Source organism: Neorhizobium sp. T25_13 (genome assembly GCF_002968675.1).
GTDB classification, from domain to species: Bacteria; Pseudomonadota; Alphaproteobacteria; order Rhizobiales; family Rhizobiaceae; genus Neorhizobium; species Neorhizobium tomejilense.
The window spans coordinates 138,309-158,372 of the sequence record NZ_PVBI01000012.1 but is presented as its reverse complement, the minus strand read 5'-3'; the positions used below and the strand labels follow the sequence as shown (position 1 = coordinate 158,372).

Sequence of the window (20,064 nt, the reverse complement as noted above, 5' to 3'; positions counted from 1 at the left end):
CGGTCCCAACCAGCATGCGCCAATCAATCAGTGATTTCTGAAGAACGAAAGTCGTCGTCGCCAGCAGCGCCGCCGCCCTCGTTCAGTGAGCGGGTTATAGATCCCACCACCATTTGAAGTCAACAGCATTGATTCAGAAATCTTGAGAAAAACGTCATCTAACTGATTCTAAAGGGGAATTTCCGGGAAAATTCCGTGAAAGCCGTTTTCTCCCGACTTTCGAGCCCTTGAGACGTGCATAAACAGCGCCCTTTCGGCCCCTGCCCCAAAACCGCCCCGACAAATTCACAATCTCATGGTTACCACGGTTCCAGCAGGGAATCGAAACGCCGCCTCGGGCAAGTGTACGCGTTTGCACCGTGGCCGATTTGACTCTCTAGACTGAAAGGGGCACATGTTTGGCCCAAGGTCCCGCAGGCAGTATAAAAGCTGCCTACGGCAATAACGAGTATCAGGGACTGGCTTTAATTGGCATGATGACGGCCCGCAGCATGATCCGCTCGCTCGGCAACGAACCGCCGATCCTCGCCGACGGCCGTCGCGCTCCGGATCGACGTGAGATTTCGTTGCGTTGGCTGTCCGGCACCTTTCTGACCGGCATTACCTCTTCGATCCTGATGGGCGTTGCTTTGTTTGCCGCCCTCGACGGCCGGCAACAGCTTGCCATCCCCGCCGAAGCCTCCGCCTCCATCCCGACCAACGATGCAGATGCCGCCTCGCGCGGCAAAAGGCTGCTCGGCAGCAATATCGTCGCCATGCCGACCGACCGGAAAGTGATGGAAGTCTCGACGGTCGTGCACGAGGGCAATAAGGAAGTCGTCCGCCGCAAGCCTTTCGCCCATGTGAAGATGAACCTTGCCGCAAACCACGTGGCGCAGGAAGATTACCCGAACTTCGACCCGATGACGATCTTCTCGTCGAGCGAGACCCCGCCGCCGCCTGCCGCGCGTGCCGGCGTCATCTACGGCTCGAATGTCGAGTCTGAGGTCAGTCTCCAGACCGTGGCCTTCCCCATCAAGGGCAGCATGTATGCCTTCGCGCAGGCGATGACGCTGGAAGAGGTCGAGGAGAACGTCCGCTCCAACGGTTCCGTGCTCACCGACGGCAGCGGCCAGCTTTCGGCACTCTATTATGTCGACCCGCAACGCTTCTCGTCGAAGGAGGACGGCGGCGGCCTTGACATCACCGCCGGCCTTTCGGCCCGCGTCGTCGAGGAAAACATCTCGGTTTCGGTGCCTGAGGCGATCAACGCCCGCACCCGCGAATATGCCGACGACATCATTCCGGTCCGCAAGGCCGAGACCGTCAGCCAGGCAATGACCGAGGTCGGTTATCCGGAAGGCAAGGCGCGCGAGATTTCCGGCTACCTGCAATCCCGCCTCGGCGAGGCCAGCCTTTCCATCGGCGACGTGCTGCGCATCGGCGTCATCCAGGAAGGTGATATGGTCCTCGTCGTCCGCGCCAGCCTCTATCGGCGCGGCGACCACCGGGTAACCGTCGCTCTCGACGATCGCGGCCGCTTTGTGGATGGCCAGGAGCCGCCGATGCTGGATGCGGTCGCCTCGGCCTTCAGCGAACAATCACCACAGATCGTTGCCGGCCGGGAACTGCCGCGCGTCTATGACGGCATCTACCGGGCAGCCCTCTCCTACGGCATGAGCAAGGAGATGACCGGTACACTGGTAAAACTGCTTGCCAGCAATGTCGATCTGCAGGCCCAGCTGAAGCCGACGGACAAGATCGAGGCTTTCTTCTCGGTCGCCGACGAAAAGGGCCAGGCGAACAAGGATTCCCAGCTGCTTTACGTGAACGCCCGGTTTGGCGACACGACGAGCCGCTTCTACCGCTTCCAGAACCCCGACGACAACGCGGTCGATTATTTCGACGAAGACGGCAAGAGCATCCGGCAATTCCTGCTGCGCAACCCGCTTCCGAACGGCCGCATGACCTCCGGCTTCGGCATGCGCGGCCATCCGCTGCTCGGTTATTCCCGCATGCATACCGGCACCGACTGGGCCGCCCCGCGCGGCACGCCGATCATCGCCACGGGCAACGGCGTCGTCGAAAAGGCCGGCTGGGATTCCGGCGGCTATGGCAACCAGACGCTCATCCGTCACGCCAATGGCTACGTCTCCTCCTACAATCACCAGAGCGCCATCGCGCCAGGTGTTCGCGAAGGCGCCAAGGTCACCCAGGGCCAGGTAATTGGTTACGTCGGCTCTACCGGCCAATCGACCGGCGCCCACCTTCACTACGAGCTGATCGTCAACGGCACCAAGGTCGATGCGATGAAGATCCGCCTGCCGGGCGGCAATTCGCTGAACGGCAAGGCGCTCGCCCGTTTCGAAGAGGAACGCAAGCGGATCGATACGCTGCTCAACACCCAGTCGGCCGACGAGGTCGCCAGCCGCTGAGGCCTTTACCGGATCAGCGGGGCACGAACAAAAATGGCGGCCGAAGCCGCCATTCTGCTTTTCAACGTTCGGTTCGGCTTACGCAGCCTCGCTCACCACCCGTTTGACCCGGAAGAGCAGCCGGTCGGAACCGGCGCTGACCGCAACGGCGGAGCCGTCCGGGATCTGGCCGCCGAGGATCTGCTCGGCGAGCGGATCCTGCATGAACTTCTGGATCACCCGCTTCAGCGGACGAGCGCCGTAGACCGGATCGTAACCCTTGTCGGCCAGCCATTCGCGGGCGTCCGAACCGAGATCGATGGCGATCTTGCGCTCCGCCAGAAGCGACAGCAGCCGCTTCATCTGGATATCGACGATCGCGCCCATTTCGTTGCGCTTCAGGCGATGGAACAGGATGATCTCGTCGACGCGGTTCAAAAACTCGGGGCGGAACGAAGCTTTCACGACATCCATCACCTGCTCGCGCACGCTTTCGGAATCCTCGCCCTCGCGAAGAGCGGTCAGGTATTCCGCGCCGAGATTGGAGGTCATGATGATCATCGTGTTCTTGAAGTCGACCGTGCGGCCCTGCCCGTCCGTCAGTCGCCCGTCGTCGAGCACCTGCAGGAGAACGTTGAACACGTCCGGATGCGCCTTCTCGATCTCGTCGAACAGCACGATCTGGTAGGGCTTGCGCCGCACCGCCTCGGTCAGCGCGCCGCCTTCCTCATAACCGACGTAACCCGGAGGCGCACCGATCAGCCGCGCGACCGAATGCTTCTCCATGTATTCCGACATGTCGAGGCGAACCATCGCGGACTCGTCGTCGAACAGGAAACGGGCGAGCGATTTGGTCAGCTCCGTCTTACCGACACCGGTCGGGCCGAGGAAGATGAACGAGCCGATCGGCCGGTTCGGATCCTGCAGGCCGGCACGGGAACGGCGAACCGCGCGGGACACCGCCTGGACCGCATCGCCCTGGCCGACGACGGATTTCGCCAGCTCGTCCTCCATGCGCAGCAGCTTGTCGCGCTCGCCTTCCAGCATCTTGTCGACCGGAATGCCGGTCCAGCGCGACACCACGTGAGCGATCGCATCCGGGTTTACGACTTCCTGCACCATGGCATTGGTCGAGGTATCCTGGGCTTCCGCTTCCACGAGGCGCTTTTCCAGTTCGGGGATCACGCCATAGGTCAGTTCGCCGGCACGCTGGAACTCGCCCTTGCGCTGGGCGGTCGCCAGTTCGTTGCGGGCCTCGTCGAGCTGTCGCTTCAGGTCGGCGGCAAGGCCGAGCTTCTGCTTTTCCGCCTGCCAGCGGGCCGTCAGAGCATCCGCCTGTTCTTCGAGCGACGTCACTTCGCCTTCAAGACGCTGCAGCCGGTCGGCCGAGGCGCTGTCGGTTTCCTTCTTCAGGGCTTCGCGCTCGATCTTCAGCTGCATGATGCGGCGGTCGAGCTCGTCGAGTTCCTCAGGCTTTGAATCCACCTGCATGCGCAGCCGCGATGCGGCCTCGTCCATCAGGTCGATCGCCTTGTCGGGCAGGAACCGATCGGTGATGTAGCGGTTGGAAAGCGTCGCTGCCGCAACCAGGGCCGAATCCGAGATGCGGACCTTGTGGTGCTGTTCGTATTTTTCCTTGAGCCCGCGCAGGATCGAGATCGTATCCTCGACCGTCGGCTCCTCGACCATGACCGGCTGGAAACGGCGGGCAAGCGCCGGGTCCTTTTCCACGTGCTTGCGGTATTCGTCGAGCGTGGTGGCGCCGACGCAATGTAGTTCGCCGCGGGCAAGCGCGGGTTTCAGGAGGTTGGAGGCATCCATCGCGCCGTCGGATTTGCCGGCACCCACCAGCGTGTGCATCTCGTCGATGAACAGGATGATCTCGCCGTTTTCCGACTGTACTTCGTTCAAGACGCTCTTCAGGCGCTCCTCGAACTCGCCGCGATATTTGGCGCCGGCGATCAGAGCCCCCATGTCGAGCGCCATCAGCTTCTTGTCTTTCAAGCTTTCCGGCACGTCGCCGTTGATGATGCGCAGCGCCAGGCCTTCGGCGATCGCCGTCTTGCCGACGCCGGGCTCGCCGATCAGCACCGGATTGTTCTTGGTGCGGCGGGACAGAACCTGGATCGTGCGGCGGATTTCATCATCGCGGCCGATCACCGGATCGAGCCTGCCGTCGCGGGCTTCCGCCGTCAGGTCACGCGCATATTTCTTGAGCGCTTCAAAGCCGGCCTCGGCATTGGCGCCGTCGGCCGTGCGACCCTTGCGGATGTCGTTGATGACCTGGTTGAGCCCCTGCGCGGTCACCCCGGCCTTTTTCAAGGTCGCGGAGGTCGAAGCGGAGGTCTCGATGACAAGCGCCAGAAGCAGGCGCTCGACAGTGACGAAACTGTCGCCGGCCTTCTTGGCAGCCTCTTCCGCGGTCGAGAAAACCTTGGCGAGCGGCTGGGAGAGATAGATCTCGCCATTGCCGCCGGAAACCTTGGGGAGTTTCGCGAGCGCGGCGTCGTTGGCGATGCGCGCTTCCTTGGCGCTGCCGCCCGCGCGGTCGATCAGCGAGGACGCCATGCCCTGGTCGTCGTCAAGCAGCACCTTCAGCACATGTTCGGGCGTAAATTGCTGGTGACCCGAAGCCAAAGCCTGCGTCTGAGCCGACTGCAGGAACCCGCGGACGCGCTCGGAGTATTTTTCGATGTTCATTCTGGTACCTCCAGTGATCGACCCGCCCATTATAAGGCACGGACCGATGATTGAGATTGAGCTCCCTCAAAGGCGAGCCCTGCCGAAGTCTCGGCGTTGCTGGAGATATGGTAAGCGGATTCTCGTGTTTAAAGTGTTCAGAAGCTCAAAATCCGCGAGCGGAAACCTCACGAATTTTCCGCGTGACAATCCACAATCGAGCGAATACAGAAACCGCATGTCTTTCACGTCCGCCTACGCCTCGCGATTTTATAGCTACCGCTTTCCCCAGCGGATGCGGGTCCGTGCGTAGCTGATTTCGACGCAACGACATTCCCTCAAGCCGCTAGTCTATCTGGCGGCTTTTTCAATTCCGCACGGTAGGACCAAACAGGAGCCATGCCCGTGCCGAATGCCAACACTGTTGACGATCGCCGAATCGTCGAAATCACCCCGCTGACCATCCCCGCCGATATCATCGCCGAAATCCCCCGCAACGATGCGGTCACCGGGACCGTGACCGGCACGCGTGGCACCGTCCATCGCATCCTGCATGGCGAAGACGACCGGCTGATCGTCGTCATCGGTCCCTGCTCCATTCATGACCCGATCGCAGCACGGGACTATGCGGCCCGGCTGGAAGAACAGCGACGACGTTTCAGCGGCGATCTCGAAATCGTCATGCGCGTCTATTTCGAAAAGCCCCGCACCACCGTCGGCTGGAAGGGTCTGATGAACGACCCGCATCTCGACGGCAGCTACCGGATCGAAGAGGGTTTGAGGATCGCCCGGCAGCTTCTTCTGGATATCAATGCGACGGGCCTTCCGGCCGGCTGCGAATTCCTCGATACGATCACCCCGCAATACATCGCCGACCTCGTCAGCTGGGGCGCGATCGGCGCCCGCACGACCGAAAGCCAGGTACATCGCCAACTCGCATCCGGCCTCTCCTGCCCGATCGGCTTCAAGAACGGCACCGATGGCGGCGTCGCGGTTGCGCTCGATGCCATACTGGCCGCCTCGCAGACGCACCATTTTCCGGCGGTGACCAAGGACGGCCGAGCCGCGATCGCCACCACGACCGGCAACGAGGATTGCCACGTCATCCTGCGCGGCGGCAAGCTGCCGAACTACGAGGCGGCCGATGTCGAGGCCGTTTCCAGGGACGCGGCGAAACGCGGTTTGGAGCCGCGCATCCTCATCGATGCCAGCCATGCCAACAGCGGCAAGGATCCGATGAACCAGCCGCGGGTCGTCAAAAACGTCGCGGCGCAGATCGCTGCCGGCAACATGGCCATCAAGGGCATGATGATCGAGAGCAATATCGTCGGCGGCCGCCAGGACCTGGTGCCCGGCAAGCCTCTCGCCTACGGACAGAGCATCACCGATGGCTGCATCGACTGGGAGACATCGGTCCTGGTGCTCGAGGAGCTTGCCCGCTCCGTCCGTGATCGGCGCCAGCCGACGGCTTGAAGCAGAAGGCAATCTCCGCTCGAAGAAAAAGGCCGCCCGGTTTCCCGAGCGGCCTTCTTGATCTCGTTATTTGAAGAATGGCTTATTCCGACGCTGCATCCGCCAGGGCCGGCTGCGAGCCGTCGCCCGAGGTTTCGCCTTCGGAACCACCCTCTTCACCGGCGCCTTCGCCACGACGCGGACGACGCGGGCGGCTGCCGGCGGCGCGACGACGGCGCGGCGTAGCTTCTGCCTGTGCCTCTTCCTCGACGGCCACTTCGGCAGGCGTGCCTTCGATCACCGGCTGCGGGCCGGAACCATCCATCACCGGAGCAACCGGCTGAGGTGCCGCGACCTGGGTCGGAACCGCTGCCACTGCCGGCTGTTCCTGGCGGTTTTCGCGGCGGGGCCGTTCGCGCTGCTGGTCACGCTGTTCGCGGGGTTCCCGCTGGTCGCGAGGTTCGCGTTGTTGGTCGCGAGGTTCGCGTTGTTCACGGGGCTCGCGCTGTTCACGCTGCTCCCGGCGCGGCTGCTGTTGCTGGACCTGCGGCTGCGGAGCCTCGTCCATGGACGGCTGCTGCGAGTAACCGTTGTCCTCGCCGTCGCTATTGTCCATGTCGTCCTGGTCCTGAACGTTGCCGTCCCGGTCCTGGTAGTCGCCACGATTGTCGTGTTGGAACCGATCCTGCATCTGCGCCTGTGCGGCGGCAATGATGCGGTTATAGTGTTCGGCGTGCTGGAGATAGTTCTCCGCCATCACGCGGTCGCCGGAGCTTTGGGCATCACGGCCGAGTTGACTATACTTTTCGGCGATATGCTGGGCGGTCCCGCGGATCTTCACGTCCGGCCCGGAGCTGTCGTAGGTGCGGCTGAGAGGATTGCCGCCCTTGCGGTTGAAGTTGTTATTTCCGCCGCCGCCGCCGCCACTATTGTTATTATTGTTACTGCCGCGACCTCGACCGCGTTTGTTCTGCTGTCCTGGCCTCATCTATCGTTCACCAATTCTCTGTCTTCGCTGATAAGGGGCCACGCGGTCTGCCGGACAGAGCCGAACAAGACTTCGCGTGCCGCGCACAGGCCGATCAAAGCGTCCTGCCGCTTGTGAAAGTCAAATTAACTGATTCACGCACCGGGAATTGTTCAACCTTCGCAACTCTTCGAAAAGAGAAGGATCAAAGGGTTGCCCTGTAACCCGAACGAATCGCTGTTCATTCCCAGCCGTCCCAGTGCGTATTTGCAAGCTATCCCGCTTCCTCCGGAAATCCAAGCCTTTTCTTTTGCCTGCAAAATCAAGGATGATTCACGGTAAATACGAGAACCCGATCGTTGTCGCCATAATCGCGAACCGCCTCCACCGGCGTAAAGCCGGCGACGCGGAAAATCGCGGTCACGGTTTCCTTCTGATCGAACCCGATCTCGACGCCGATAACGCCGTCCTTTTCGAGGAAATCTCCTGCACTCGCCGCAATCGCGCGATAGGCTTCGAGCCCATCCGGACCTCCATCTAGCGCTGCCAGCGGATCGAAATCCCGGACTTCCGGGTCCAATGCGGGGATAACATCGCTTCGTATATAGGGCGGATTTGACACGATTATGTCGAACCGGCCGGAAATTGCGTCGAACCAATGGCTGCGGACCGCCTGAAATCTCTCGGCCATTCCCAGCCGCGCCGCGTTCCGCGCCGCCGTCTGCAGGGCATCCTGCGAAATATCGCTGCCGATCCCCTGGGCCTTTGGGCTTTCCTTCAGCAGTGCCAAAACGACCGCTCCGGTTCCGGTACCAAGATCGAGAATACGTGCCGAACCCTTGTCTGCGACAATCTGCCTCACATAGGCAAGCATCGAATCCACCAGGATTTCGGTGTCCGGGCGTGGCTCCAGCGTTTCCTTCGAAATCAGGAGCTCCATGCCGTGGAATTCACGTAATCCTAATATGCGGTGCACGGGCTCCCGTTTCAAGCGGCGCTCGACCGCTTTCGAGATCCGGGAGGTTTCCTCCTCCGTCAGCAGCCGCTCGCCGCCGGTGAAGACTTCGGTGCTGGAAAGCCCGAGCAACCCGCCGATCAGCAGCCGTGCCTCGATCGCCGCATCCGGCAGGCCCGCCGCGGAGAACCGCGACCTGGCATCCGCGACGGCTGCGGAAAGTATCGTCATCCGTGTTGCTCGCCGAGCTGCGCCAGCTGGCCGGCCTGGTAGTCGGAAATCAGCGCATCGACCACTTCGTCGATATCGCCTTCCATCATCCGGTCGAGCTTGTAGAGCGTCAGGTTGATCCGGTGGTCAGTCACCCGCCCCTGCGGAAAATTATAGGTGCGGATGCGCTCGGACCGGTCGCCGGAGCCGACCTGGCTCCTGCGGTCGGCGGAACGTTCGCTGTCCGCCTTCTGGCGCTCCATGTCATAGAGGCGGGTGCGCAGCACCTGCATCGCCTTGGCGCGGTTCTGGTGCTGAGACTTTTCCGAACTGGTCACCACGATGCCGCTCGGCATGTGGGTGATGCGGACCGCGGAGTCCGTGGTGTTGACGTGCTGGCCGCCGGCACCCGACGAACGCATCGTATCGATGCGGATATCTTCCGGCCGGATTTCGATATCGATCTCTTCGGCCTCCGGCATCACGGCCACGGTCGCCGCCGAGGTGTGGATGCGGCCGCTCGCTTCGGTATCGGGCACACGCTGCACGCGGTGCACGCCGGATTCGAACTTCAGCTTGGAAAAGACGCCGCGGCCGGTCACGGTCGCGATGATTTCCTTGTAGCCGCCCGCCTCGCCTTCGCTTGCCGACAACACCTCGACCTTCCAGCCCTTGGTGGCGGCATAACGCTCGTACATGCGAAACAGGTCGCCGGCAAAAAGGGCTGCCTCGTTGCCGCCCGTTCCGGCGCGGATTTCCAGGATCGCGCTCCTCTCGTCGGCCGCGTCCTTCGGCAGAAGCAGGACCTGCATGTCCTTTTCCAGCGCCTCCAGCCGTTCCTCGGCGTCCGGCAACTCCATTTCCGCAAGCTCGTGCATCTCGCGGTCGGTGCCCTTGTCGGTCAGCATCGCCCTGAGATCGGCCACTTCCGCGATCGACTTCTCGTATTCGCGGATCTTGCGCACCACCGGCTGCAGTTCGGAATATTCGGACGCCAGCTTCACATAGACGTCGGCAGCCGGGCCTTCCGACATGCGCGCCTCGATCTCGCCGAACCGGCGTTCCAGCTCGCGCATCTTTTCGATAGGAAGCTTCGCCACCCACTAACTCCGTTTATTCTTTTTATCCGCTAGACGGGAATATTGTTGGCCTCGGCGAACCGCACAAGCAGCGCGCGGATCGGCTCCGTCGACCTTATATCGTCGAGCGCCACGTTCAATTCAGCGGACAACTTGTCGATGTCAAGCCCGAGCAGCATCGCCTTGACCGGCCCGATCGAAGTCGGGGACATCGAAACCGAGCGGAAACCGACACCCAGCAGAGCCATGGCCGAGAGCGGCTTGCCCGCCATCTCACCGCACAGCGTCACCACCGTCTTGTTGCGTTCGCCGGCCCTCGCGATGTCGCGCAGAATGCGCAGGAACGGCTTGCCGAGATTGTCGAAACGATCGGAAACCCGGGCATTGCCGCGGTCCGCCGCCATGGTGAACTGGAACAAGTCGTTGGAGCCGACCGAGACGAAGTCCACTTCCGCCATCAGTTCGTCGAGCTGCCACATCAGCGCCGGCACTTCGAGCATCGCCCCGAACTGCAGCTTGCGCGGCAGGCTGTGGCCGAATTTCGAAAGATGCTGCACTTCCTTCTGCATCAGTTCGCGCACCGCGTGGATTTCCGAAACCTCGGTCACCATCGGCAGCATCATCTTGAGCTCGGCGCCGGCGGAAGCCCGGAGCAACGCCCGAAGCTGGGTGCGCAGCAGGCCCGGACGATCAAGCGACAGACGGATCGCCCGCCAGCCGAGCGCCGGGTTTTCCTCTTCCTGGGCCCGGAAATAGGAGACGACCTTGTCGCCGCCGATATCGAGCGTGCGGAACGTCACCGGACGGCCGGCCGCCTGCTTGATGACGTTGCGGTAGAAGCTCTCCTGCTCCTCGAGCTTCGGCATGGTCGAGGCGATCATGAACTGCAGCTCGGTGCGGAAGAGGCCGATGCCGTCGGCGCCGGACTCGGCAAGCTGCGGCAGATCCACCAGCAACCCGGCATTCATCTGCAGGCTGATGCGCTTGCCGTCCTTGGTGACCGGCTCGACGTCCCGCAGCGCCTTGAACTGCTCCTGCCGGCGGGCCCGCAGGCGTACCTTTTCCTCGTAGGCCTTCTGCAGGTCGAGAACCGGCCGCAGATGAATCTGGCCGTCGTCGCCGTCTATGATGATCGGATCGCCGTTTTCGGCAAGTGCCACGACACCCGCCGCCTGGCCGACGACCGGAATGCCCATGGCGCGCGCGACGATCACCACGTGGCTCGTCACCGCTCCGTCTTCGAGCACCAGGCCGCGCAGGCTGGCGCGCGGATAGTCGAGCAGTTCGGCCGCCCCCATGGCGCGGGCGAGAATGATGGCGTCCGTCGGGAAACCTTCGTCGAAGGCGCGGCCGGAAAAGCCAGTCAGCTGGCGCAGAAGCCGGTTGGCCAGGTCGTCGAAATCATGCATCCGCTCGCGCAGATAGGGATCGGTCAGGCGCATCATCCGCGCCTTGGTATCGCTCTGGACCTTCTCGACCGCGGCTTCCGCCGTCAGGCCGTTGTGGATCGCCTCTTCCATGCGGCGGACCCAGCCCTGATCGTGGGCGAACATCCGGTAGGTTTCGAGCACCTCGCGATGCTCGCCTTCCTGGGATACTTCGCGGCGCGACAGCATGTCGTCGATCGAGATGCGCAGGGACCCGAGCGATTCCGCCAGCCGGATCACTTCCTTCTCCGCATCTTCGTTGAGGAGATTGGTGACGACGATACGCGGTTCGTGCAGCACCACATGACCAAGGCCGATGCCTTCGTTATAGGCGTCGGCATCGATGGTGATGGCACGCGTCAGGTCCAGCTCGAGGCCCGGCCGGGTGATCTTCTTGAGCTCGCCGGTGGCGATCATCTCGGCGATCACCATCGCCGTGGTTTCGAGCGCCTCGACCTCGTCCTCGCGATAGTTGCGGCTCGCCTTGTTCTGGACGACCAGAACGCCAAGCGTGCGGCCGGCCCGCAGGATCGGCACGCCGAGGAAGGAATGGTAGATTTCCTCGCCGGTTTCCGGAAGGTAGCGGAACGCCGGATGCGCCTGCGCGTCGGAAAGGTTGAGTGGCTGCGCGGAGGCAGCGATCGTGCCGACGAGACCCTGACCCATCTTCAGCTGCGAAGTGTGGACGGCTTCCTTTTTGAGGCCTTCGGTGGCGTAGAGTTCGAGAACGCCGTCGGAGCGGAGCACATAGACCGAGCAGACCTCGGCCACCATGTTGCTGGCGATCTGGCGGACGATCCGGTCAAGGCGCTCCTGTGGCTCGAGCGGCTCCGCCATCAACTCGCGCAGCCGCTTCAACAGAACGCGCGGACCTGCCGACAGGTCTCTCATCGCCTATGCTCTCCCGAAACGAGGTCACCCCAGCCGCAAGACGGCGCCCACAACTGCCGGCGCGTCCAAACGGTTCATTCTCAACTCTTATCGAGACCGTAGGCGGAATGCAAAGTCCGAACAGCAAGTTCGGAATAGGCACCGTCGATCAGGATCGAAATCTTGATTTCCGAGGTGGTGATCGCCTTGATGTTGATGGATTTTTCGGCAAGTGCCTTGAAAGCGTGCGCGGCAACGCCCGCATGGCTGCGCATGCCGATGCCGATGACCGAGACCTTCGCCAAGCCTGATTCGGTCTGGACGACGTCGAAGCCGATTTTTTCCTTGTTGTCGTCGAGCACCTTCATGGCCTTCTGCACGTCGCCCGAAGGTACGGTGAAGGTCATGTCGGTGCGCGAACCGTCTTCCGACGTGTTCTGCACGATCATGTCGACATTGATATGCGCTTCGGCGAGCGGGCCGAAAATCGCAGCCGACACGCCCGGCCGGTCGGCAAGGCGCCGGAGCGAAATCTGCGCTTCATCCTTGGCATAGGCGATGCCGGTGACGACTTCCTGTTCCACGATTTCTTCCTCGTCGCAAATCAAAGTACCGGGCGGGTTCAAAAGGTCACCCATGCCCGGCGCATCGGGATCCTCGAAACTGGAACGCACGAAAGTGCGGACCTTGTGGACCATGGCGAGCTCGACCGAGCGCACCTGCAGAACCTTCGAGCCGAGCGACGCCATTTCGAGCATTTCCTCGAAGGAAACCTTCTTCATGCGCCGCGCCTGGGGCACGATACGCGGGTCGGTCGTATAGACGCCATCGACGTCCGTATAGATGTCGCAGCGGTCGGCCTTGACCGCGGCCGCGATCGCCACCGCCGACGTGTCGGAACCGCCGCGGCCGAGCGTCGCGATCCGGTTGTCCGGGCCGAGCCCCTGGAAGCCGGCAACGACAGCCACCTGGCCCTCACCCATCCGCTTGACGATCTCGGAACCGTCGATCTCCATGATCCGCGCTGCCCCATGGGCGCTGTCGGTGCGGATCGGAATCTGCCAGCCCTGCCATGACCGGGCGTTGATGCCCATCGACTGCAGGGCGATGGCGAGAATGCCGGACGTCACCTGCTCGCCGGATGCGACGACGGCGTCATATTCGCGTGCGTCGTAAAAAGGCGAGTTGGCGCCGGAGACCTTCGGCATGTCCTGAACCCAGCCGACAAGCTCGTTGGTCTTGCCGGACATGGCGGAGACGACGACCGCGACCTCGTGCCCGGCCTCAACCTCACGTTTCACATGGCGCGCGACGTTGTGAATGCGTTCGAGATTGGCGACCGAAGTGCCGCCGAACTTCATGACGATGCGAGCCATACCGACAAAAACCACTGTTTCGCCAAGAGGCTCGGGAGCCTTGGGCGCCTGCTTTCAAACCGTTCCGAAATCCCGTCGTTTGTGACAGGATCATCGAGTTGCGGCGTCTCTTATCGAAAAGGCTGAAAAGGCGCAATGGTCAGAACATGGCCGAACGGTACGCTTCGGCGTGTGCTTGCCCGAATGCCGGGCGCAAAAAAGGCCACCCGTAGGCGGCCTCCTTGAATTTTTGGGCGGGATCAGCGGTTCGGGTTGCTGGTCATCGTCACGGTCGAACCGCAGAGGGATTAGGCCGCAGTCAACCTCGATCTCTGTAAAAACGGTCGCGATCTCCCTGCCAGACTGGCGGAAGCGGCGGCTGCCGGTCGCCCGGCCTCCAACTGCGATCCCGGTCCCAGCGCGGGGCTCCGTCACGATCCCAGCGCGGCGGCGGAGGTGGAGGCGGGGGAAGGCGCGATTCCCGTCGCCAGTCGTAGCGGTCCCAGCGATCGCGATCGCGGTAGAAGTCGCGGTCGCGATAGTAGCGGCCCCAATAGTTGCCGACGTCGAACGTGACCATCGGAATGCCGAGGCCCTCGTAATAGTCGGGGGCGACATAGACGCGGTTGGAACGATAGGTCGCCTGCACGTAGTTGCCCGACACCCAGCCGCGTCCGCCGACGAAGGCGACGTCGCACCAGTTGACGCTGCTCATGCAGCCGTAGATCGTTACCGCCGCACCGACCGGAATGACGTCGACGGCCGGATAGCCGGTGCTTGGCCCGGACCGCATGTTGACATTGGCCGTGGCAACCCCGCGCACGGCCGCATCCGCAATCGACGGCGCCGCGAACAGGGCGCAAAGTGCCGCAACGGACATCAGAATTTTCTTCACGGGCTTCCTCCTGAGAAACCAATAATGCGCGAACCGGACTGACAATCTGCCGAACGGATTTCGCCGGATATCAATGTTCGAGACGTTCCCATTGTTCCAGCACGGCTCTGAATGGCGCATGAATAAACGAGTTGGCCGGGGTTAGCCTCTGGCCGGTCCGGTCGACTGCCGCTCGGCAATGTGGCAAGCAAGCTCCACCCGCCGTGCCGGATTTGCAAATCCGGTCATCCCGTCCCGTAAAAGATCGAGCGCCACGGCGCCGAGCTCGCGCATCGGTACATGCACTGTGGTCAGCGGCGGATTGAGGAAGGCGGCCTGCGGCAGGTCGTCCATGCCCATCACCGAAACGTCGCCCGGCACGGTATAACCCATCTGCTGCACCCCCATCATCGCGCCGACTGCGAGACTGTCGCCCGCCGTCAGCACGGCGGTGAAATCGAGCCCCTTCCTGCGCAACCGCTCGCTGATCGCCTGGGCGGCAAGCTCCGGCAGCCAGTCCTCGACCGGCACGACGAGATCCGGGGGACAGGGCAAACCGTGATGTTGGAATGCATCCTGCCAGCCTTCGCGGCGTCGGTCGATCGTCCGCCGGCCCGGACGCATCAGGAAGAGGATGCGTTTGTGCCCCAGCCGGATGAGATAGTCGGTGGCCAGATGCGCCGCCGACCGATTGCAGGGGGTTACGCTCGACAGTCGCATCATCGGATCGTCACCGTTGATCAGCACGACCGGCTTGCCGAAGCCGCGGGTGGCCTCGAGCATTCCTTCGTCGTCGACGGTCAGAAACAGCAGTCCCGCGACGTCCGGATCAACCAGTGCCTCTTCCAGCACCACCTTTTCCTCCGACTGATCAGCGACCGCGCGGGTGACGATATCGAGCCCGAGAGCCTGCGCGCGATCCCGCAACCCTTCCAGCACATAGAGCGTGAACTGGTTGCGCACGTAGTCGATCATCGCCGCGCTCGAAGCTGCCAGGATCACCTTCTTGCCGGCGACCGGGGTCGGCATTGCGTAATTGGCGTCTTTCGCCGCCTCCATGATCCGCTGGCGGATGTCCGCGCGCACGCCCTTCTCGCCGGCCAGCGCCCGCGACACGGTGGAGAGCGACACGCCCACCTTTCCCGCAATATCCTCCAGCCGCACCCGCCGGCTTTTCTTGCCGCGCTTGCCCGGCACGATCGTCGCCGCCATGACATCCTCCCATCATCGATGCGCACACTGCAAAAAATTTTCAGATTGCGCAATCAATTTTCAGATGTTTTCATGAAGGCACGCTTGGGAGAAGCGGATCGCAATGCTGCGCAGCAAATGCTGCAGCACAGGGAGGAATTGAGACATGGGCCTTTCAGCCCGGGACATCCGTGAAAAGCTTGACCGCCTCGTGACCGGCATGACCGGGCTTCGCGACGATGGCCGTTTCCACGAACCCAATCTCGACGGGACCGCCGGCGACTATATCTCTTTTGAAAGCTGGGAATGGCCGCAAGGCGTCGGCCTCTACGGCCTCATCCGTCTCTGGCTGTTCACCGGCCGCGATGATCTGAAGGCGCTGATCGAGAACTGGTATTCGGCCCGCATCGAAGCCGGGCTCCCGACGCTCAACGTCAACACCACGGCACCGATGCTCGGTCTTTCCGTCCTCTGGCGCGAAACCCGCGACCCGCGCTGGAAGCCGGTTCTCGATGCCTGGGCAGACCGCGTCATGAGCGAGATGGGCCGCACCGAGGAAGGCGCCTTCGAGCATCACGTCTCCGACAAGGTCAACAACGACGAGCTCTGGGACGATACGCTTTATATGGTCGCCCTCTTCCTCGCCTCCTACGGCGAGGCGAGCGGCCGCCGCGAGCTGGTCGATGAGGCATCAAAGCAGTTCCTCGTCCATTCCCGTTACCTCGCCGACACGAAGACCGGCCTCTGGTTCCATGGCTGGACGTTCCAGGGCCGCCATAATTTTGCGGAAGCCCGCTGGGCGCGCGGCAACGCCTGGATCACCGCCGGCATGCTCGACCTTTTTGACCTCGCCGAAGTTTCGAAGCCGGTAAAGGATTTCCTGCTTGGCGTGCTGACGGCGCAGGTCAACGCGCTGCTGCCGTTGCAGGCCGCCTCCGGCGCCTGGCGCACCCTGCTCGACGACCCGTCCTCATACGAGGAGATCTCGGCGACGGCGGGTTTTGGTTACGGCCTGCTCAAGGGTTACCGCCTCGGCCTTGGCACCCCTGAATGGCGTGCCGCCGGCCTCAAGGCCGTTGAAGCGGTGCTTGCCAATATCGACGAAACCGGCACCGTGCTCAACGTTTCCTATGGAACGCGCATGGGCCATGATCTGCAATTCTATCGGGATATTCCCATCCAGCCGACCGGCTACGGACAGGCTCTTTCGATCCTGTGCCTCTCCGAAGCCATCCGGCATGTGGAACCGGGAGGCGAGACAGCATGACGATGAAGGTTCTCTACGGGGCTGGCCCCAACGACATCAAGACCTACGACACCGCCCGCCTGCGGGCCGAATTCCTGATGGAAGACCTGTTCCAGGCCGACAGGGTGAGCTTCACCTATACCCATGTCGACCGCTTGATCGTCGGCGGCGCTGTTCCGGTATCGTCGACGCTGAGCTTCGGTTCTGGCGAAGAGATCGGCACGCCTTTCCTGCTGTCGGCCCGTGAAATGGGCATCGCCAATCTCGGCGGCACCGGCGTCGTCTCGGTCGACGGCAAGAGTTTCACCCTGGAAAACCGCGATGTGCTCTATGTCGGCCGCGGCGCAGAGCAGATTTCGGTCGCCAGCGCCTCGGCCGAAAAGCCGGCCCGGTTCTACATGAACTCCGTTCCTGCAGGCGCCGACATTCCGCACCGCCTGATCAAGCGGTCGGAATCGAAGATGCTGACATTCGGCGATCCCAAGCGCGCCAATCTGCGGAACCTGCGCATGTACATCCACCCGGAAGTCACGCCGTCCTGCCTGCTTCTGCTCGGCATTACCGACCTTGCCGACGGCAGCATCTGGAACACCATGCCGCCGCATCTGCATGAGCGCCGCATGGAAGCCTATTGCTATTTCGATCTGCCCGAAGAGGAACGGGTCATCCACCTGATGGGCCGCCCGGAAGAGACGCGCCATCTCGTGGTCAAGAACCTCGACGCGGTTCTCTCGCCCGCCTGGTCGATCCATATGGGTGCCGGCACCGCGCAATACGCCTTCGTCTGGGGCATGACCGGCGAGAACCAGGAATACAACGACGTGGCCCCCGTGGCCCTGAGCGAGCTGAGATAAGACTGCCATGAATCCCGAAGCAAACTGGATGCGAAAGACGTTGAAGCCGGGCGAAGCCGTCCGGTACTGGCAGCTCGGCCGCATCGCCGAAGAGCGTTTCGACGTGCCCGATGCCCCGATGAAGGGCGAGATGGACCCGTTCTTCTTCCTGACCAAGGTCAAGAACTTCATTCCGCACGAATATCCGTGCCGCACCATCTTTGCAGACACCTATCGCGGCAAGCGCCCGGATGTCCGCGGCTCCTTCGATGCCACCCGCTGGTGGCTGCCTTTCGGTTCGCCGCGGCTCGATCTCTCCGGCTTCTGGTTCCGCCCGACGCGGCTCGCTACCTGGACCCGCACTTATATAGAGGCGGAAACTGCCGGCACGGCAAAGATCCGCCTCGGCACCTGCGGCGGCGCCGTCATCTGGGTCAACGGCACGGAAGCCGGCTGGATGGCGCCCTACAGCCGCAATCTCGAAGCCAAGCAGGAATTCGAACTGCCGCTGGTCGCCGGCCTCAACGAGATCACGCTGTTCTTCGACGACCTCGCCGAGCGTGACGCCCGCTATTTCTATCAGTTCGACTACCTCTCAGGCCCGGCGGCCAGTGTCGCCATGCCGGTTCCGGTCACGAGCCCCGTCGCCGCAAGCCTCGAAAAGGCGCTCGACACCATGTATTTCGACCGCCAGCATTATTTCGGCGGCGATATCACCCTGCTCCTCTCCGCGCCCCTGCCGGTCGAGGTTAAGGTCAATGTCGCGGTCGAAGGCGATTTCATGTCGCGCGAGCGCTTCGATTTCGACTTCACCCTGGCCGCCGGCGCCACAAGCCTCAATATCGGCCCGTCGGAAAAGGCGCCCGCCGACTTCCGCCACTTCCGCATTACCCTCAATGCCGGCGGCTTCGTCGTGTCCCGTTCGCTGGGCGTCGAGATCTGCCACGCCGAAAGCCAGGGGCAGGCTCCTGCATCGCTGAGCGATCGCATCACCGAGACCCTGGCGCAAATCTCGGAAAATTCCGAACGCGATACGGTCCGCGCCTTCGCCCGTCTGGCAAGCGGCCGGTCCGGTCCCGATACGGATGCGATGATCGAGGAAATCCTGCCCTCGATCGAGGACTGCCACGACTGCGCCGACTTCTCGCTGGTGCCGCTCATCTGGTCGCGCACCGTCTGGGGCAAGGACATCAACGAGAAGACCCGTGGCCGCATCGACGGTGCCATCCTCAATTACCGTTACTGGATGGATGAACCGGGTAACGACGTGCAGTGGTATTTCTCCGAAAACCACGCGCTGCTGTTCCACACCTCGGCCTATCTCGGCGGCAGCCTCTTGCCCGACGCCACCTTCGTCCGCTCCGGCCGCAAGGGTTCGGAGCAGGCAAAAGTCGGTGCCGCCCGCGTCCGCGCCTGGCTCGACCATTTCGAACATTGGGAAATGGCCGAGTTCAACTCCGCCCCCTATTTCCCGATCGACCTCAAGGGCCTGACGGCGCTCGCAGCCCTTTCGCCTGACAAGGATATCGCCGACCGCGCCAAGGCCGGCATCGTCCGCCTCTGCGAAATCATCGCCCGCTCCGCCCATCACGGCATGGTGACGGCAGCGCAAGGCCGCTCCTACGAGCACACGCTCTGCGCCGGCCGATCGCTGGAACTGTCCGGCGTTGCCCGCCTGCTCTGGGGCAAGGGGTGGTACGGCCGCCGCGTCCACTGCCTGCCGCAGATGGCCGTCTGCCTGCGCGATCATGGTCTCGAAATCCCTGCCGAATTCGCCGCGATTGCCGATCACCGCGGCAGCCAGCACCAGGAATGGCGTTTCGCCCAGGGCGAAAATTCCTTTGCGGCGCTCTACCACTACAAGGGCGAGCATTTCGCCATGGGCTCGACGGCTCATTACCGCTGGGACGAATGGGGTTACCAGGAGACCATCCTGCATCTGCGCCTCGGCGACAAGCCGGAAGCTGCGATCTGGATCAACCATCCGGGCGAGACCATCCAGTTCGGCTACGGCCGCCCGTCCTACTGGGGCGGCTGCGGCACCATCCCCCGCGCGCAGCAATACCGCGGTCTGGCGATCCTCGAATTCACCACCTACGAGGAACAGCCGGATTTCACCCATGCCTGGTTCCCCAAGGCCGAGTTCGACGAAACGCTTGTTTCCGGCGGCGTGGCGCTTGCCCGCTCCGGCAAGGGCGCCGTCATGCTCCGCACCGCCTCGAAGCTGGAGGCCGTCACCGAAGGCCCGTCGGCAGGGGCTGAACTGCGCCAGTACGGCCAGAAGACCCGCTGGATTGTCCGCGTCTGCGAAGCGGACAATCTCACTGCCGTCGAGTACCGCTTCAGCGGGCTCGCCCCGAGACAGGAATCCGACGGCACCGTCGTTGTCGAGGACCCGGAATATGGTACCGTCCGCTTCAGGAAAGACGGCTCCGTGGAAGCCGAAGGCCGCGTGATCGCGCGGGCGGATTACACAGTAAAAGGCGAAGCAACGATGCTGAGCGCTTCGTGATCTAAAAACCGGACGGGTGGA

General features: G+C 62.7%; 12 protein-coding genes and 1 pseudogene. 5 read left to right on the top strand and 8 right to left on the bottom strand.

Annotated elements, in window-relative coordinates; genetic code table 11:
• Window positions 1–473 precede the first annotated feature (473 nt).
• Window positions 474–2,414, top strand: a complete 1,941-nt coding sequence (locus tag C5J22_RS24405; protein WP_105440345.1) for a M23 family metallopeptidase — start codon at window positions 474–476, stop codon at window positions 2,412–2,414.
• 78 nt (window positions 2,415–2,492) lie between these two features.
• Here the strand turns inward: C5J22_RS24405 and clpB are convergent, their stop codons facing one another.
• Window positions 2,493–5,093, bottom strand: coding sequence for an ATP-dependent chaperone ClpB (gene clpB / locus C5J22_RS24400; protein WP_105440344.1), 2,601 nt, complete (start codon window positions 5,091–5,093; stop codon window positions 2,493–2,495).
• A gap of 384 nt (window positions 5,094–5,477) precedes the next feature.
• Between clpB and C5J22_RS24395 the strand changes: the two genes are divergently transcribed.
• Window positions 5,478–6,545 (top strand): 3-deoxy-7-phosphoheptulonate synthase, encoded by a 1,068-nt coding sequence (locus C5J22_RS24395; protein WP_245440518.1) that lies wholly within the window; start codon window positions 5,478–5,480, stop codon window positions 6,543–6,545.
• 82 nt (window positions 6,546–6,627) lie between these two features.
• Here C5J22_RS24395 and C5J22_RS24390 read toward each other — a convergent pair whose 3' ends face one another.
• The 7 genes and pseudogenes from C5J22_RS24390 to C5J22_RS24360 form a co-directional block, all read right to left on the bottom strand.
• Window positions 6,628–7,512: a DUF4167 domain-containing protein gene (locus C5J22_RS24390; RefSeq protein ID WP_105440342.1), complete on the bottom strand. Its 885-nt coding sequence runs from the start codon at window positions 7,510–7,512 to the stop codon at window positions 6,628–6,630.
• 301 nt (window positions 7,513–7,813) lie between these two features.
• Entirely contained in the window at window positions 7,814–8,677 is an 864-nt protein-coding gene (gene prmC / locus C5J22_RS24385) for a peptide chain release factor N(5)-glutamine methyltransferase (RefSeq protein WP_105440341.1), read from the bottom strand.
• Window positions 8,674–9,756 carry a peptide chain release factor 1 gene (gene prfA, locus C5J22_RS24380; RefSeq protein ID WP_105405205.1) on the bottom strand — a complete coding sequence of 361 codons (1,083 nt, stop codon included), beginning with the start codon at window positions 9,754–9,756 and terminating at the stop codon, window positions 8,674–8,676. Before prfA ends, prmC begins: the two co-directional genes overlap by 4 nt.
• A gap of 29 nt (window positions 9,757–9,785) precedes the next feature.
• Window positions 9,786–12,053, bottom strand: coding sequence for a phosphoenolpyruvate--protein phosphotransferase (gene ptsP / locus C5J22_RS24375; RefSeq protein ID WP_046664946.1), 2,268 nt, complete (start codon window positions 12,051–12,053; stop codon window positions 9,786–9,788).
• A gap of 80 nt (window positions 12,054–12,133) precedes the next feature.
• Entirely contained in the window at window positions 12,134–13,408 is a 1,275-nt protein-coding gene (locus C5J22_RS24370) for an aspartate kinase (RefSeq protein WP_046605362.1), read from the bottom strand.
• A gap of 307 nt (window positions 13,409–13,715) precedes the next feature.
• Window positions 13,716–14,282, bottom strand: a pseudogene (locus tag C5J22_RS24365) (SH3 domain-containing protein); the annotation flags it as partial.
• Between the two features lie 141 nt (window positions 14,283–14,423).
• The gene (locus C5J22_RS24360; RefSeq protein ID WP_105426089.1) at window positions 14,424–15,473 is read right to left on the bottom strand and encodes a LacI family DNA-binding transcriptional regulator; all 1,050 of its coding nucleotides are present in this window, start codon (window positions 15,471–15,473) and stop codon (window positions 14,424–14,426) included.
• 145 nt (window positions 15,474–15,618) lie between these two features.
• On the opposite strand from C5J22_RS24360, the gene C5J22_RS24355 reads away from it, so the two are divergent.
• Genes C5J22_RS24355 through C5J22_RS24345 form a run of 3 tightly spaced genes read left to right on the top strand, consistent with a single transcriptional unit; the run spans window position 15,619 to window position 20,043 of the window.
• Window positions 15,619–16,719, top strand: a complete 1,101-nt coding sequence (locus C5J22_RS24355; protein ID WP_105440340.1) for a glycoside hydrolase family 105 protein — start codon at window positions 15,619–15,621, stop codon at window positions 16,717–16,719.
• Window positions 16,716–17,552: a 5-dehydro-4-deoxy-D-glucuronate isomerase gene (gene kduI / locus C5J22_RS24350; protein WP_105440339.1), complete on the top strand. Its 837-nt coding sequence runs from the start codon at window positions 16,716–16,718 to the stop codon at window positions 17,550–17,552. Before C5J22_RS24355 ends, kduI begins: the two co-directional genes overlap by 4 nt.
• A gap of 7 nt (window positions 17,553–17,559) precedes the next feature.
• The gene (locus tag C5J22_RS24345) at window positions 17,560–20,043 is read left to right on the top strand and encodes a hypothetical protein (RefSeq protein WP_105440338.1); all 2,484 of its coding nucleotides are present in this window, start codon (window positions 17,560–17,562) and stop codon (window positions 20,041–20,043) included.
• Window positions 20,044–20,064 lie beyond the last annotated feature (21 nt).